At 33.4% G+C, this 16,228-nt stretch carries 18 protein-coding genes; 12 read left to right on the top strand and 6 right to left on the bottom strand.

Annotated features, from left to right (window positions below; translation table 11 throughout):
• Window positions 1-10 precede the first annotated feature (10 nt).
• From IEW40_RS12700 to purE, 10 genes are all read left to right on the top strand, one after another.
• On the top strand, window positions 11-730 hold the full coding sequence (locus tag IEW40_RS12700) for a pyridoxine 5'-phosphate synthase (RefSeq protein WP_188618484.1): 720 nt from the start codon (window positions 11-13) through the stop codon (window positions 728-730).
• A 146-nt stretch (window positions 731-876) separates the two neighbouring features.
• Window positions 877-1,650 carry an alpha/beta fold hydrolase gene (locus IEW40_RS12695; RefSeq protein ID WP_188618483.1) on the top strand — a complete coding sequence of 258 codons (774 nt, stop codon included), beginning with the start codon at window positions 877-879 and terminating at the stop codon, window positions 1,648-1,650.
• Window positions 1,651-1,724: 74 nt separating this feature from the next.
• Entirely contained in the window at window positions 1,725-2,738 is a 1,014-nt protein-coding gene (locus IEW40_RS12690; protein WP_188618482.1) for an NAD-dependent epimerase/dehydratase family protein, read from the top strand.
• Between the two features lie 88 nt (window positions 2,739-2,826).
• The gene (locus IEW40_RS12685; RefSeq protein WP_188618481.1) at window positions 2,827-3,885 is read left to right on the top strand and encodes a diphosphomevalonate decarboxylase; all 1,059 of its coding nucleotides are present in this window, start codon (window positions 2,827-2,829) and stop codon (window positions 3,883-3,885) included.
• A gap of 145 nt (window positions 3,886-4,030) precedes the next feature.
• A complete protein-coding gene (locus IEW40_RS12680) occupies window positions 4,031-4,273 on the top strand; it encodes a hypothetical protein (protein ID WP_188618480.1) in 243 nt (80 codons plus the stop codon).
• Window positions 4,274-4,351: 78 nt separating this feature from the next.
• The gene (locus IEW40_RS12675; RefSeq protein WP_188618479.1) at window positions 4,352-5,380 is read left to right on the top strand and encodes an LLM class flavin-dependent oxidoreductase; all 1,029 of its coding nucleotides are present in this window, start codon (window positions 4,352-4,354) and stop codon (window positions 5,378-5,380) included.
• A gap of 10 nt (window positions 5,381-5,390) precedes the next feature.
• The gene (gene gloA2, locus IEW40_RS12670; RefSeq protein ID WP_188618478.1) at window positions 5,391-5,768 is read left to right on the top strand and encodes an SMU1112c/YaeR family gloxylase I-like metalloprotein; all 378 of its coding nucleotides are present in this window, start codon (window positions 5,391-5,393) and stop codon (window positions 5,766-5,768) included.
• Window positions 5,769-5,808: 40 nt separating this feature from the next.
• On the top strand, window positions 5,809-6,243 hold the full coding sequence (locus tag IEW40_RS12665; protein ID WP_188618477.1) for a nuclear transport factor 2 family protein: 435 nt from the start codon (window positions 5,809-5,811) through the stop codon (window positions 6,241-6,243).
• Between the two features lie 92 nt (window positions 6,244-6,335).
• Window positions 6,336-7,445 (top strand): 5-(carboxyamino)imidazole ribonucleotide synthase, encoded by a 1,110-nt coding sequence (locus IEW40_RS12660; protein ID WP_188618476.1) that lies wholly within the window; start codon window positions 6,336-6,338, stop codon window positions 7,443-7,445.
• Window positions 7,446-7,560: 115 nt separating this feature from the next.
• Entirely contained in the window at window positions 7,561-8,061 is a 501-nt protein-coding gene (gene purE / locus IEW40_RS12655; RefSeq protein ID WP_188618475.1) for a 5-(carboxyamino)imidazole ribonucleotide mutase, read from the top strand.
• A gap of 279 nt (window positions 8,062-8,340) precedes the next feature.
• Here purE and IEW40_RS12650 read toward each other — a convergent pair whose 3' ends face one another.
• The gene (locus tag IEW40_RS12650) at window positions 8,341-9,165 is read right to left on the bottom strand and encodes an alpha/beta hydrolase (protein WP_188618474.1); all 825 of its coding nucleotides are present in this window, start codon (window positions 9,163-9,165) and stop codon (window positions 8,341-8,343) included.
• 295 nt (window positions 9,166-9,460) lie between these two features.
• On the opposite strand from IEW40_RS12650, the gene IEW40_RS12645 reads away from it, so the two are divergent.
• Window positions 9,461-10,759: an aminopeptidase P family protein gene (locus IEW40_RS12645; protein WP_188618473.1), complete on the top strand. Its 1,299-nt coding sequence runs from the start codon at window positions 9,461-9,463 to the stop codon at window positions 10,757-10,759.
• Between the two features lie 221 nt (window positions 10,760-10,980).
• Here the strand turns inward: IEW40_RS12645 and IEW40_RS12640 are convergent, their stop codons facing one another.
• The 5 genes from IEW40_RS12640 to IEW40_RS12620 form a co-directional block, all read right to left on the bottom strand.
• Window positions 10,981-11,727, bottom strand: a complete 747-nt coding sequence (locus IEW40_RS12640; RefSeq protein WP_188618472.1) for a hypothetical protein — start codon at window positions 11,725-11,727, stop codon at window positions 10,981-10,983.
• 1 nt (window position 11,728) lies between these two features.
• A complete protein-coding gene (locus IEW40_RS12635; RefSeq protein ID WP_188618471.1) occupies window positions 11,729-12,478 on the bottom strand; it encodes a hypothetical protein in 750 nt (249 codons plus the stop codon).
• 4 nt (window positions 12,479-12,482) lie between these two features.
• Window positions 12,483-13,235 (bottom strand): hypothetical protein, encoded by a 753-nt coding sequence (locus IEW40_RS12630; protein WP_188618470.1) that lies wholly within the window; start codon window positions 13,233-13,235, stop codon window positions 12,483-12,485.
• Between the two features lie 104 nt (window positions 13,236-13,339).
• Window positions 13,340-13,975 (bottom strand): alpha/beta hydrolase, encoded by a 636-nt coding sequence (locus IEW40_RS12625; protein ID WP_188618469.1) that lies wholly within the window; start codon window positions 13,973-13,975, stop codon window positions 13,340-13,342.
• Window positions 13,976-14,278: 303 nt separating this feature from the next.
• On the bottom strand, window positions 14,279-15,484 hold the full coding sequence (locus IEW40_RS12620) for an aminotransferase class I/II-fold pyridoxal phosphate-dependent enzyme (protein WP_188618468.1): 1,206 nt from the start codon (window positions 15,482-15,484) through the stop codon (window positions 14,279-14,281).
• Window positions 15,485-15,721: 237 nt separating this feature from the next.
• On the opposite strand from IEW40_RS12620, the gene IEW40_RS12615 reads away from it, so the two are divergent.
• On the top strand, window positions 15,722-16,180 hold the full coding sequence (locus IEW40_RS12615; protein ID WP_188618467.1) for an Lrp/AsnC family transcriptional regulator: 459 nt from the start codon (window positions 15,722-15,724) through the stop codon (window positions 16,178-16,180).
• The last annotated feature ends 48 nt before the right edge of the window (window positions 16,181-16,228 follow it).

Raw genomic sequence — 16,228 nt, 5'->3', positions numbered from 1 at the left:
TTCATCAATTATGACTAAATTATCCGTAAACATCAATAAAATTGCGACCATCAGAAATGCAAGAGGCGCAGAAACTCCTAGTGTAACCGAAGCCGCTATTAAAATCCAGGAATTTGGCGGACAAGGAATTACCATTCATCCAAGACCAGACGAAAGACATATCACCAGAAAAGACGTCTATGATTTGAAACCTTTGGTTTATACCGAATTTAACATCGAAGGAAATCCGCATCGTCCGTTTATTGATATGGTTTTAGAAGTAAAGCCAGAACAAGTGACGTTGGTTCCAGATGCAGATGACGCCATTACTTCTAATGCAGGTTGGGATTGTGAGAAAAATCTAGATTTTTTAAAATCGGTGATTGCAGAATTTAAAAATGCAGGCATTAGAACTTCTATTTTTCTTGACCCAAATCCAGAAATGGTGAAATTTGCGGCAGAAACAGGTACAGATAGAATTGAATTGTACACCGAAGCATACGCCAGACATTACGAAACCGATAAAGAAGCAGCCATAAAACCCTATTACGAAACCGCTCTAGAAGCTACAAAATACGGTTTAGGAATTAATGCAGGACACGATTTGAGTTTAGATAATCTTAAATATTTCGCCGACAATATTCCGAATTTATTGGAAGTTTCTATAGGTCATGCTCTCATTTCTGAAGCATTGTATTTGGGTTTGGAAAATACTGTTCAAGCTTATTTGAAGAGATTGGCGAAGTGGTAGTTGAATTGAAAATTTTGCTTTAATTCATAAAAAAAATCAGTAGAAACGGACTTTAGTCCATTATCAAAAAATTAAAATTCTATTTCGCTTTAGCCGAAATTTTTAAAAATAATATCTATTTATTCAGCAAAATCTGCGAGAAAAAAATGAACATACTACACTCAAAAATATACGGACATGAAAAAACAGTAACTCCACTTCTCGTTTTCCACGGACTTTTCGGAATGCTTGATAATTGGGGAAGTTTCGGAAAAGAATTCGGAGAATTGTTCCCAACTCATTTAATTGACTTGAGAAATCACGGGAAAAGTTTCCATTCAGAAGAGATGAATCATCAAGTTTTGGCAGAAGATATTCTCCATTATATGAATTTTCACGGCATCGAAAAAGCCCATCTTCTCGGGCATTCTCTTGGCGGAAAAGCAGTGATGACTTTCGCCATTTCTTATCCTGAAAAAGTAGAAAAACTCATCGTGGCAGATATTGCGCCAAAAGCATATCCTCCTCATCATCAAGGAATTATAAAAGCGCTTCAATCTGTAAATTTTGAGGAAGTAAATTCTAGGCAAGACGTGGAAAATGTTTTAAGCCAATATATTCCAGAGAAATTTGTAATTCAGTTTTTAACCAAAAATTTGTTTTGGACTGAAGATAAAAAACTCAATTGGAGATTTAATCTAAAAACTTTGGCAGAAAAATATGCTGAATTTGTTTCTAATGCTATAAAATTTGGGAAATTTGAAGGTGAAACATTGTTTATTGCAGGTGAACAATCGAATTATATTCTTCCACAAGATGAATTATTAATTCGTCAACAATTCCCTAAATATCAATTGGTTACCATAGGAAATGCAGGACATTGGGTACAAGCACAAAATCCGAAAGATTTTAATCAAGCAGTGAAGGATTTTTTAATTTGAAAATTCAAGTTTTTAAACTCTAAAAATTAACCGTATTTTTGTAAAAATCATTTATCAATCATCAATTATCATTCATGATTTTAGTTACAGGCGCTACAGGAATTCTCGGGAGAGTTATCGTTTTAGAATTATTAAAACGTGGTAAAACTGTTCGCGCAGCCAAAAGAAAATCTAGCAATTTAGAAGAAGTAAAAAAATCATTTGGTTTTTATACCGAAAATCCTGACGAATTTTTTAACAAAATTGAATGGATAAACGTAGATTTTGAAGATATTTATTCACTTCAAAAGGCATTGGTTGGTGTAGAAGAGGTATATCATTGTGCGGCGAAAGTCAGTTTTCATCCGAAAGATAAAAGAAAAATGTACCAAACAAATATTAATGGTACCAAACAATTGTTGTACGCCTCGGAAAATTCTTCGGTGAAGAAATTTCTTTTTGTGAGTTCTATTGCAGTTCTTGATGGTTTTAATGAAAATGGAGAATTAGACGAAAGTTCAGATTTTAATCCAAAAGTAGATCATTCTTCGTATGCTATTTCTAAACATTTTTCTGAAATGGAAGTTTGGCGCTCTTCTGCGGAAGGTTTAAAGGTTGCGATTGTAAATCCTGGTCTTATCATCGGAAGTGGAAATTGGAACGAAAGCAGCGGAACTTTGTTCAAAGAATTGGGAGAAAATGCCTTCACTTTTTCTGGCGGAACTTCTTATGTTGACGTAAGAGATGTCGCCAAAATTTCGGTAGAATTGATGGAAAATAATATTTTCGGAGAAAGATTTATTTTAATTTCTGAAAATAAAAAGTATGAAGCAATTGCGAATTTCATCAAACAAAAATTAGGAAAACCAGCCACCAAAATTGTTCCGAATGGTTTGTTAAAAGTAGGTGTTTTCTTAAATTCAATTTTAGGTTGGCTTATTTCTCCGCTGAAAATGGCGAATAAAGTCAATGTACAATCGGTAACAGAATTCAATAAAATATCCAATAAAAAAATCAAAGAAAAGCTCAATTACGAATTTATTTCAGTGGAAGAAAGTTTAGCTTTTCATTTAGAAAATTATTTAAAGAGAAAGGAAGTAGGGAGTTAGAAGCTGGAAGTTTGAAAATCTTTGATTTTCTTGCGCCTTAAAAAAATACATTATTTAAAAATTAATTTGCGTCATTGCGTTAATAATTATGGGAAATCAATTTTTAGGAAATCAAAATTTCAATATATCTAATCAAACAGTTACGGCAATTTGTCCAAGCAATATTGCACTCATCAAATATTGGGGAAAATACGCCAATCAAATTCCTGCAAATCCTAGTATTTCTTATACTTTGAATCATTGCAACACTCAAACTTCGATAGAGTTTTTGGCAAATGAACCGTTTTCTGTTCAGACTTTTTTGGCAGGAAATGAAGAAGTGAAATTCGCTGAGAAAATTGAAAAATATTTCAAAAACATAGAGCAATATTTACCTTGGATTTTGAAAGGAAAATACATCATCAAAACCGAAAATACCTTTCCGCACAGTTCAGGAATTGCCAGTTCTGCTTCTGGTTTTGGAGCGATTGCAAGTTGCTTGATGGAATTGGACAAAACATTCAGTTCTGAGATAAGAGATGCGAGTTTCGAGATTAAAAAAGCTTCGTTTTTGGCGAGATTAGGTTCTGGAAGTGCTTGCAGAAGTTTATACAACGGACTTGTAGTTTGGGGAAAAACCGATGAAGTAGAAGGAAGTTCAGATTTATTTGCTGTAAAATATCCAGATTCTGAAATTCACCCGATTTTTAAAAATTTCAATGATTGGGTTTTGCTCATCCATGAAGGTCAAAAAACGGTGAGTTCTACTGTTGGTCATGGTTTAATGAACACTAATCCTTATGCAGAAAGACGTTTCCAAGAAGCGAGAGAGAATTTTGTTCCTTTAAAACAAATTTTGAAAACTGGTGATTTACAGAATTTTATAAAATTGGTAGAACACGAAGCATTAACGCTTCACGCAATGATGATGATGAGCGAACCTGCTTTTATTTTAATGAAAACAGGAACTTTGGAAGTCATCAATAAACTTTGGAAATTCCGTGAAGAAACAGGTCATCCGTTGTTTTTCACACTTGATGCAGGTGCCAATGTTCACTTGCTTTTTCCAGAAAACGTAAGTTCTGAAACGATCAAAAATTTCATAGAAACGGAGTTGTTACAACACACACAAAAAGGTGGAGTAGTAAAAGATGTGATGAGGTTTTAAAGTTGGAAGTTGGAAGTTGGAAGTCGGAAGTTTTTAAAGAAATCTTAATTTCTAAATGAAAAATAGCCCACTTTTATTTGTTTTAATTTTTATACTTATTTTAAGTTTAATTTTTTCTCTTGCTTCATGGTCAGAATTTTATGAAGTGGGAATCTTAAAAAATGTAGAAAATTATCCTTTTGGAGCAGAAGGTCCTGTTGCAGGATTGTGGCAATATGAAAGTGCAGAAAATTATACTGTTTATAATTTAGTTTTGGGAATTTTATGGACATTAGTTTCTGTTTTGAGTTTAATTTCTATTATTAATAAGAATCTAAAATATTCAATATCATTGATAATATTTGTTTTTATAGTTTATGTTTTTGGAAGAATTCTTGAAAATTTATAGACTATAAAAATTCATTTCTTACCTTACATCAATTCACTAGCTTCTCAGAATTTGTAATTTTGAATAAAATTTTAGAAAATGAATAAATTCGAGATAGGAGTGGGGATGTTTGGAGATTTAGCTTTCGATAAAGAAATAGGGAGATTTGCCAATCCTCAACAAAAATTGCAAGAAATCTTAGCCGAAATAAAACTGGCTGATGAATTAGGAATAGATGTTTTTGCTTTGGGCGAACATCATCGTCCAGATTACGTGGTTTCTTCGCCAGAAATGGTGCTTTCTGCAGCAGCTTCTATTACTAAAAATATTAAATTAATGAGTGCTGTTACGGTGCTGAGTTCGGCAGAACCAGTGAAAGTCTATCAAGATTTTTCTACTCTGGATTTAATTTCTGGCGGAAGAGCCGAAATTGGTGTTGGTAGAGGAAGTTTTATAGAATCTTTTCCGCTTTTTGGCTATAATTTGAATGATTATAACGAACTTTTTGAGGAAAAATTAGATTTATTACTCAAAATAAATACTCAAGAAAATGTTTCTTGGAAAGGCAATCTAAGAGCTCCAATGGAAAATCAAACGGTTTATCCAAGAGCTACAAACAATGGAAAATTGCCTGTTTGGATTGCTGTTGGTGGAACTCCAGAATCTGTTCTTAGAGCTGCTAGATTAGGTTTGCCATTAATCGTGGCGATTATTGGTGGTTTGCCAAGACAGTTTAAGCCATTAATAGATTTTTATAAACAAGAATATTTGAAAAACGGACACAATCCTGAAGAAATGCAAATTGGTATTCATTCTCATACTTTGGTGAGCGAAGATCCAAAAGTAATTGATGAATATTTTGAAAATTATGCAGCTCAAATGAACAGAATAGGTAGTTCTAGAGGTTGGGCGCCTTATACCAAAATGCAATATGAAGGTGGTAGAAGTAAAGAAGGAGCTTTGTTTATTGGTAATTCTGATGAAGTTGCAGAAAAAATAAATACTGTGAAAGAAATGTTTGGCCTAACTAGATACATTGCTCATATGGATGTAGGTGCACCAAGTCACGAGGTGATGATGAAAAGTATAGAATTATTCGGGACTAAAGTTTCAGAAAAAGTAAAATAAATTTAAAAAAATGAAAATCCATCATATTGCCATTATTTGTTCAAATTACGAAGTTTCTAAAAAGTTTTATACCGAAATTTTAGAACTAAACATTATCCGTGAAGTTTACAGAGACGAAAGGCAATCTTACAAACTAGATTTAGCGATTGGTGATGATTATGTCATTGAATTGTTTTCTTTTCCCAATCCTCCAAAAAGACCTTCAAGGCCAGAAAGTTGTGGCTTGAGACATTTGGCTTTTTCGGTAGAAAATGTAGAAGTAAAAAGAGCAGAATTATTGCAAAAAGGAATAGATTGTGAAGAAATTAGATTAGATGAATTCACTGATAAAAAGTTCTTTTTTACGGCAGATCCAGATGATTTACCTTTAGAATTTTATGAAATGTAACTTTTAGATTTCAAATCATACTCATTGATAAATTCTTAAGATGAAACCATTTATATTTCTATTGATTTCCAGTTTTTCTTTTGCTCAAAATTCAGTAGAAAAAGAAGTCGTAAAACCTATCGAAAATCTTTTTCAAGCGATGAAATCTGCGGATTCTATTGGGGTGAAAAACGCTTTTTCTAGCTCGGCAATTATGCAGACTTTTGGCAAAAATAATGAAATAAGAACCGAAAAAGTAGAAGGTTTTGCCAAACAAGTTGGTGGTTCTAAAGTAGGAGATTTAGATGAAAGATTTACCATTTCTAAAGTTTTGGTTGATGGAAATATGGCTTCGGTTTGGGTACCTTACCAGTTTTATTATAAAGGGAATTATTCGCATTGTGGCGTTAATAGTTTTCAATTGGCAAAATTGAATAACGAATGGAAAATACAATACATTATTGATACCAGACGAAAAGACAATTGTATAAAGTAAAATCGGGCGAAAGTTCGATTTTTTTATTTTCAAGATAAATTGCCAACTGCAAAACTTATTTATATTTTTGCAACGAAATAAATCAATAAAAAATGAAAATCGGTATTCTTGGTGGTGGACAACTCGGCAGAATGTTTATTCAAAATGCATTAAATTATGACGACGAATTCTGTGTGCTAGATCCACAAAAAGATTGTTCTTGTGCTCATATTTCGCATTTTACATTGGGAAGTTTTAATAATTATGATGATGTTTTGGCTTTTGGTCAAGATAAAGATGTCATTTCAATAGAAATAGAACATGTAAATGTAGATGCACTTTTTGAATTGGAAAAATTGGGCAAAAAAGTCATTCCAAGTGCAGAAATCATTAAAACGATTCAACAAAAAATTCTTCAAAAAGAATTTTATAAAAAACATAACATTCCAAGTCCAGATTTTGAAATTTTCGACGGAACTTCTGAAGAAATAAAAATCGATTTTCCTTTTGTTCAAAAACTCAATACAGGCGGTTACGACGGAAAAGGCGTGCAAATCATTAGAAATGCTGAAGATTTAAAAAATCTTTGGGTACAAGATTCCGTCTTAGAAAATTTGGTGGAAATAGACAAAGAACTTTCCATCATTATCGCCAAAAACGAAAATGGCGAAACCAAAACTTTCCCTGTTACCGAAATGGTTGCTGATGAAAAACTAAATTTGTTAGATTTTAATATTTGTCCAGCCGAAATTTCTTCAACTGTTCAATCTCAAATTGATGAAATTGCAGAAAAATTCATCAATGCGGCCAATTCTGCGGGACTTTTCGCTATTGAATTATTCCTTGATAAAAACGGAAAAGTTTGGGTGAATGAAACAGCACCAAGATTGCACAATTCTGGTCATCAAACCCAAGAAGGAAATGCCAATTCTCAGTTTGAACAGTTTTTCAGAGTTTTGAAAAATGTACCTTTGGCAGATACAGATGCTTTTGGATTTTCGGGAATGTTGAATTTAGTTGGCGAAGAAAATTACACCGGAAAAGTAAAATACGAAGGTTTAGAAGATGTTTTAAAACTGCCAAAAACCTACGTTCACCTCTACGGAAAAACCGAAACCAAACCAGGTAGAAAAATGGGACATATCAATGTTCTTGCTAATTCTAGAGAAGAACTTTTAGAAAAACTCAATCATATAAAAACTTTGGTGAAAGTGATTTCTTAAGTGGGAGAATTGTAGAATGGGAGAGTTGTAGAAATTGATTCTTCGTTTTTTGAAATTTTCTGAAATCATTCATTTCTTAAAAATTTCATAACTTTAAACCTGAAATAAAAGACTTATGGTATCAATCATTATGGGCAGTCAAAGCGATTTGCCAATTATGCAACAAGCAGCAGATTTTTTAAAGTCACTCGAAATTCCGTATGAACTTACCGTAGTTTCGGCGCACAGAACGCCAGAACGAATGTTTGATTATGCCAAATCTGCCAAAAACCGTGGCGTAAAAGTGATTATTGCAGGTGCGGGAGGAGCTGCGCATTTACCAGGAATGGTGGCCAGTTGCACCACTTTGCCCGTGATTGGCGTACCAATTTTGAGCAGTAATTCCATAGATGGTTGGGATTCTGTTTTGTCTATTTTGCAAATGCCTTCTGGGATTCCTGTGGCAACCGTTGCACTGAACGGCGCTACCAATGCAGGGATTTTAGCCGCAAAAATTCTAGGAAGTTCAGACGAAGAAATTTCTACAAAATTAGAAAATTACCAAAATTCTTTGAAAGAAAAAGTTCTAGGAACGATTGAGGAAATTAAAAAAACGCACCCGAATTCTTTTGATTAGAAGCAACACGTTTTAGCTTCTTTTCACTTTCAGTCCTGCTTTCCGTTGCAATCTTTTTCGGTGGCTTCGGCTTCGCTCAGCCTCCAAAAAAGGATTTCCACTGCAATCAGGGCTAATTTCACTTTTATTTTTAGAAGATTTACTCATAAACTTTGTCATTCCATAGGAATCTAAATTATAAATCTCACAAAATCTTTGTAGAGGTTCCTACGGAATGACAAAATGCTGTTAAAAAAATCTGCTAAAATCTGTGTAATTCTGTGTTTTCTGTGAGAAAAATCAATCCAGCCACAAAACCGCCCCTTCAAATTCTCTTCGCCAATACATTTCGTTGTGTTTTCCGTCTTCGTCTATTTTTAGGAAAATATTTTGGGATTTTACATTCTTAGACTTTAAATTTTCAATGACGCGATTGGTTTGTTCTTCCATATCTTCATCTTCGTGTTTTCCTTGTATAAAGTAATATTTTTGGTGTTTTAGATTTACTTTTGAACTTGAAATAAATGCATTCAATTCTTTTGAATTGAACCAAAAAGCGGAAGAAAATGCCAAAACTTTCCCGAAAGTTTCAGGATATTTCACGGCAGCATAAACAGAAATTAAACTTCCGAGAGAACTTCCGCCAATTGTGGTAAATTTACGTTGAGGTTTTGTTCTGTAGTTTTTATCAATATATGGTTTTAAAGTTTCAACAATAAATTTCACGTAATTATCTCCATTTCCGCCTCCATATTTTGCATTTTTGTATGGTGAAAGTTCTTCTATTCTTTTTTCTCCACCGTTGTCAATTCCTACAACAATCATAGATTTTCCTGTTTTTTCGAAGATTTTATTCAGCGTTTCGTCAACTTGCCATTCTCCTGCATAAGAAGTAGCATCGTCAAAAAGGTTTTGTGCATCTTGTAGATACATGACTTCGTATTTTTTGTTTGAGGTTTCGTAATTTTTTGGCAAATAAATCCAAATTCTGCGGGTTGTTTTGAGTTGCGGAATTTCAAATTTTTCTGAAATTATTTTTACGTTTTCTGTGGCGGTGTGTTCTCTTTCTTGAGCTAAAGAAAATAAAGCGCAGAAAAAGAGTAGAAGTGCAAATGATTTTTTCATAAGATAAAGTTAAGTAATTTTTTGGTTGGCGCGAGCGAAGCGAGCGTCGATTTTTTTCAAAGTTGAGAACCCTTCTTTGACGGGGTAATTTAGAAAAGTGAAAAGAAAAACGGCACATCTAATTTAGCCCTGATGGAGCGATTTGTCTGAGCTCTCCCGAAAAATGGAGTGGTAAAGTATTGGCTTTTCGGGAAGCGAGTAGCGACAGCAGGACTGGAAGTGAAAAGAAGCAAAAACCTGTGCTTCTAAAAAAATAAAAATCACTAACTTTACCATTCAATCAAATTTCTATAAAATGACAACTAAATACGAACAAATTTCGAGTTCACTTTTTGTAAAAAATCGTAAAAAATTCACTGAAAAAATGCAGTCAAAATCTTTGGCGATTTTTAATTCTAATGATATTTACCCTGTAAGTTCAGATTCTACGATGCCTTTTGCTCAGCATAGAGATATTTTTTATTTGAGTGGAGTAGATCAGGAAGAAAGTATTCTTTTGATTTTTCCAGATGCATACAAAGAAGAGCATAGAGAGATTCTTTTTTTGAGAGAAACCAATGAGCATATCGCTATTTGGGAAGGAGAAAAACTGACCAAAGAAAAAGCAACCGAAGTTTCTGGTGTAAAATCGGTTTTTTGGTTGTCTGATTTTGATAGAATTTTCTATAATTTGATGAATGAAGCAGAAAATATTTATCTCAATAGAAATGAACATTACAGAGCTGTTTTAGAGGTTCAGACACGAGAAGACAGATTTATAGAAAGAGTAAAAAGAGAGTTTCCTTTGCATAAAATTCTAAGAAGCAATCCTATTCTTCAGCATTTGAGAAGTGTGAAAGAACCTGAGGAAATTGCCTTGATGCAAATTGCGTGTAATATTACTGAAAAAGGAATCAGAAGGTTGTTAAGTTTCATAAAACCAGGGGTTTGGGAATATGAAATTGAGGCAGAACTCATCCACGAATTTATAAAAAACAGAAGCAAAGGTTTTGCATATACGCCTATTATTGCAAGTGGTAATAATGCGAATGTTCTCCATTATATCGCCAATAATATGCAGTGTAAAGATGGTGATTTAATTTTGCTAGATGTAGGTGCAGAATATGCTAATTATTCTAGTGATTTAACCAGAACCATCCCTGTAAATGGAAAATTTACCGAAAGACAAAAGCAAATTTACAATGCGGTTTTGGATATGAAAAACTTTGCGACTTCGCTTTTAGTTCCGGGTAATAATTGGTATGATTACCACAAAGAATGTGGTGATTTTTACACTTCTAAATTTTTGGAATTAGGACTTTTGGATAAAGCAGATGTTCAGAATGAAGATAAAAATTGGCCTGCTTACAAGAAATATATGATGCATGGAACCTCTCATCATATGGGATTAGATACACACGATTACGGAATTCTTTCGGATAAATTTGTTGAAAATATGGTTTTCACTGTAGAGCCCGGAATTTATCTTCCAGCAGAAGGTTTTGGTATTAGAATAGAAGATGATATGGTTATACAAAATTCTGGGCCAGCATTTAACCTAATGAAAAACATTCCAATAGAAGTGGAAGAAATAGAAGAGCTAATGAATGCATAATCAATTTAGTTCTTATAAAAAAGCGAAATCCCTACTCGATCAATCGAAGTAGGGATTTCTTTTTCTTCATTTGTGTTTTTCTTTATAAATGAATACAAAAATCAAGCCATAAAATGTTAAATTCACTATTTTTCATAAAATAATTTTAAGAATTTTATTTAATTTAACATAATTTAGAATGGAAATGATATTAAGGCTTGATTTTGTATTAGTTATCTTTTTTAAGAGATTCTTCTGATAGCGATTTGCGTTACTGGGCCTTCTCCAGTAGAGCCAGAACTTAGTTTTTTGATTGTAATGGTTCCGCTGCTGGTTTTTGCTCTCACGGAGTAGGTTTTGTTGGCTTCTAATTTTACTGAGGTGTAAATGGTGTATGATTGCATTCTTTCTGCAGTATAATTAGGGTCGGTAATTATTGCTGAATAATAATCATTAGTAGAAGTAATCCATTTTCCGGCGGCATCATCCCAAATTCCAAAGACAGGATTGTTGTTTGTTGTATTGTTTACTTGTAGATTAAAAAAGACAGAGTAATAACCGGTATTGTCTACTTTGAAGGTTCCGTTTTGAAATCCAAAAAGTCCAATTTCTTGTAAATTGTCAAGGATTTCTACGTTTAGATTGCTAATAACGGAAGGAGTAGAAGATGTAAAACTTTGGTCATTGCTCATTTGAACCTCAAATTCTGGTGCTACAATTACATTATTTCCATCAGACATTAATGTCCCAGTTTGTATAGGAACAGTAGGGAAGACTTTGTCTTTGTTGGTGGTTTTAAGAACTCCGGCATCTGCCCAAACCAATAGGTCGTTGCTGTTGTATGGTTGTGGTGTAGAGAGATTTCTAGCTCTCATTGTGCCGTTGATATCTATAGTTGATGTTGGTGAAGTGGTATTAATTCCAAGATTTGTTTGAGCTTTTGTTTGAATAGAAAGAAAAGCAATGATTATATATAATGATGTTTTCATGTTATTTTACTCTGATGATTCTAATGATGGAAGGTGAATTTTGAGTGGTGATAAGATTGGTGTTTCCTAAAACTGTAAATGTATTAGTTGTAGAGCCAGAAACTCCTGCAATAAATCTTATGGAATAATTGGTTCCAGCGGTCATGTTGATTGCGGTGAGGAGTTTAGATGTTCTTAGCTTGTTGGTTGTATTGATTGACATATCGGTGTCATTGATTCTGGCTACCCATTTGTTGGTAGAGTCGTTCCAGATGCCAATTACGTTATTGGCAGAGTGATTTGATGTATTGCTAGATGTTGTTTGAAAAGACAATATAATCATGTAAACTCCAGAGATAGGGCAGTTAAATACACCATTAGAATAAGCGTTGTAATTGTCTACCAATTCTTTGTTTAAGGTGTTGAGTACTTTCGGTGTTCCGGTTCCGTCTGTGGTTTGGTTTGCGGTAGATTGTACCACTACTTCTGGTGCAATGTCTAGTTTGCTATTGATTACAGACATTACTGTTCCTACTTTTGAAACTTGAGGTAAATTCAAATCACTGAATTTTACTGTTTTTAGTTTATTGTTGCTGTCGGCAAGTACGAAATTATCATAAATGCTGAATGAACTTGAAGTTTCTAGGCTTCTTACTCTTATGTCTCCATTTACATCTAATGCAGCGGTTGGGTTTTGGTTGTTGATGCCAATGTATTGAGCTTTAACTGCAAAAAAAATTGCAATTAAAACTAATGTTAAAAATTTTTTCATGGTTTTATTTTAATCTTCTTAAGGTAACAGATGAAACTAGGCCGTTTCCTGAGGAGTCGGTAGCTTCTTTTTTAATGGTAAATGATTCGGATGAGTTTGCTGTTCTTGCGGCAAAGGCATAGTTTGTTCCTTTTTTTAAATCGACGCCACTGTAAATGAAATAATTTTGTGTTTTGCTTCCGGTGCTTCCATTAGATGCGGTGAAGCTGTCGTTTACGCCACAAATCCAAGTGTTGTTGGTAAGGTCTCGTACTCCTATAAAAGGGTTGGTAAGTGTTGTGTTTGCGCTTATTTGTACGCTGATAACAATGACATAAGTTCCATCTGCATTCACCTGAAAAGAACCATTGTTATAAAGTGCCATATTGTCAAAAGCCTCAGTGTTCATGTTGGTGATAACTTGAGGGGTGGTAGAATTAATCGTCTGGTCGGCAGACATATCAATATTGAATTCTTGGGCTACTACATATTCTGTACCTGTAGATATTATGGTTCCAGTGTTTTCGGTTACTAGAGGGGAGATTTTGTTTTTTGGGATAGATTTCAATGTTCCATCTGTGGTTGCCATTACTACAAGTCCTGTAGAGGAAAGGTTAGAGTAGTTTGTGGTTAATTTGCTTCCTTTTACATCACCGTTTATATCTAGTGTTTGTGTAGGGTTTTCTGTGTTTATTCCTACATTTCCGTTATAAGTTTGGGCGTTTCCCAATGTAGTAATAAACGGAAATAGTAGAAAAAAAATAGTTTTTTTCTTCATCAAATGTGTTTTGCTTTTACGTATCAATAATCGCGCCAAAGTACATTTGAAAATGTTAAAATTTTGCCTTTTTATAAGGTTTTAGGTGTAAATTTTCCCCTTTTTTATTTATTTTCGAAGAATTTGATTAAATCTATATAGTTTTTTTGGTTCAAGCTATGTCCTGTCATATACTCTCTAAAACTAAAAAAAGCACCCAATTCATACAAAAAATCAGCAGCTTTTCTTCCCCATTCTAAAGGGATTACAGCATCTTCGTTACCGTGCGAAATAAAAAATCTAAGGTGTTGAATTTGTTTCTTGCCTTTTATGTTTTTTAAGATTTTAGGTTCAGGGTAAGCACTCAAACAAGCCACTTTGTTGAAATATTCAGGGTAAGTAAGCGTCATGGCATAGGTGAGAACTCCACCTTGAGAAAACCCCATAATGTTCACCTTCGTCTCTAGGTTGTAGTGATGTTTCAGGTTGTCAATAGACCTCATAATTTGCTTCATAGAATCTACCGCTTGTTCTACGTCTATAAATTTTTCAGCATCGTTGAAATCAATATTATACCAAGAAAATCCCTCATATTCACTATTATTTGGCGCTCTAAAGCTTACAATAATCCAATCTTCAGGCAAATCATGTCGGAAACTGAATAAATCTTCCTCATTACTTCCGTATCCATGTAGCATCACCAACATTTGAGTTTGTGGTGTAATATTTTCGGGTTCTCTTACAATAAATTTTAAATCCATAGTGCAAAGATAATTTTTATATTTTTGATAAGAAGCAAGACATAAAATTCTATTTTTCACTCTCAGTCCAGCTTTCCATTACAATCTTTTATTGCGAGCAAATCCAAAGCAATCCCAAGTTTTTTGCTCGCAATAAAAGGATTTTCATTTCAATCTGGGCTATAAAGTTGCTCCTGCTTCTTTTCACTTCACCAATTGTTTGCCAAATAAAAAAAACTGACACGAAGTCAGTTTTATAAATTTTAAAATTTTATTTTATAAATACAACATTGCGTTCCTAGGGAACGAAAAATTATCAAATCATCACATCAAAACCCCAACTTTCACCATGCATTCTCTCATTTTTTGATAAGTTCTTTCAATGTCATGGTCAAGTCCAATAGAGAATCTGATTAATCCGTCAGAAAGTCCCATTTCTTTTCTTTCATCTTCAGGAATTTCAGAAGAGGTAGAACTTCCACTACAAGAGAACAAGGTTTTGTAAAAACCTAAACTTACCGCCAAATAACCAAGATTCTCTTTTTGCATCAGTTCCATTAATTCATTCGCTTTTTCTACACTTCCTACATCTACAGTTAATAAACCGCCAAAGCCATATTCTTCGTGCATCATAGATTTCATTAGTTCGTGGTTTTTGTGAGATTTCAGACCGGGATATTTCACTTTTAAACCATCGTTTTCGAATTTTTCTGCTAAAAACATTGCATTTTCGCTGTGTTTTTTCATTCTTATGTGCAGTGTCCTTAGGTTTTTAAGAATACTTGCAGAGCGCAAACTGTCCATTGTTGGTCCTAGAAGCATACAAGCCCCATTATTTACATTTTTGGTGGCATCAACAAATTCTTGTGAAGCGCAATAAACACCACCTACCGTATCACTACTTCCGTTGATAAATTTCGTTAAACTATGAATTACCACATCTGCACCTAGCATAATTGGGGAAACCGAAAGTGGAGAAAAAGTATTGTCAACAATTAATTTCAAATTGTGTTTTTTACAGATTTCAGCCAACTTTCTTAAATCAGCAATTTCTAAAAGAGGATTACTTACCGCTTCACAATAAATAACTTTGGTGTTAGGCTTTATCGCATTTTCTACTTTTTCTACATCGGTAATATCCACAAAACTGGTTTCAATATTAAAAGGAGGAAGAAAATTTTTCATAAAAGCATAAGTTCCTCCATAGATGGTTCTGGCAGAAACAATATGATCTCCACTTTTGCAGATTTGGAGCAAAGTAGAGGTAATTGCACCCATTCCAGAAGCGGTTACATTGGCAGTTTCTGTGCCTTCCATTTTAGCAAGAGCTTGCGCCAAATACAAATTCATTGGGGATGAATGTCTAGAGTACAAGTAACAACCTTCTGCATTGCCTTCAAATGTATCAAACATCGTTTTAGCAGAAAGAAAAGTATAAGTAGAACTGTCTGAAATTGAAGGATTTACACCGCCGAATTCTCCGAAATATTGTAAGTCTTGGATTGCATTTGCTGCATTGAAATTTTCCATAATTTTTGATTTAAAAAGTTTTTGCGAGGAATGAAATAACGAAGCAATCCGTTGAAGTTATTTTAAATGTAGAACAGTTTGCTTTATTTTGTTCGCAATGATGTAAATTTCTATTTTTTCCAACTATTTTACAATAATTATTTTAAAATTTAGAAAATAAATCTAAAATATTTTAAATTTACCGAAAATTTATAGTTTAAAATTGTAATTCATTAACTTTTACCAAAAAATAAATCTATGGAACTCGATAAAACCGACAAAAAATTACTCTATTTATTACAAGAAGACAGCAAACAAACCACCAAAGAATTGGCAAATAAACTAGATTTGTCTGTAACTGCGGTTTATGAACGCATTAAAAAATTAGAAAAACAAGGTGTCATTTCTAAATACGTTGCCTTAATTGACAAGCAAAAAGTGGAGAAAAATTTCATTGTTCTTTGTCATGTAAAACTCATTCAACATAAGAAAGAATATGTGGTGAATTTTGAAAAAGAAGTGATGAATTTACCCGAAGTTACCGAATGTTTTCACATAAGTGGTGATTATGATTACATCTTGAAAATTTGTGTAAAAAATATGGAAGAATACCGAAATTTTATGGTGACAAAATTGACTACTTTACAACACATCGGTTCTACACACAGTTCTTTTATGATTGCTGAAGTGAAAAATACTACTACGATTATTTTATAATTCTACCCTCTAGTGCAATATCAAAATTTTTTCAGATTATTCATTAAC

Origin of the sequence: Cloacibacterium rupense, from assembly GCF_014645495.1 — a bacterium.
Lineage (GTDB): Bacteria > Bacteroidota > Bacteroidia > Flavobacteriales > Weeksellaceae > Cloacibacterium > Cloacibacterium rupense.
This window is presented reverse-complemented; position numbering and strand designations above follow the sequence as displayed.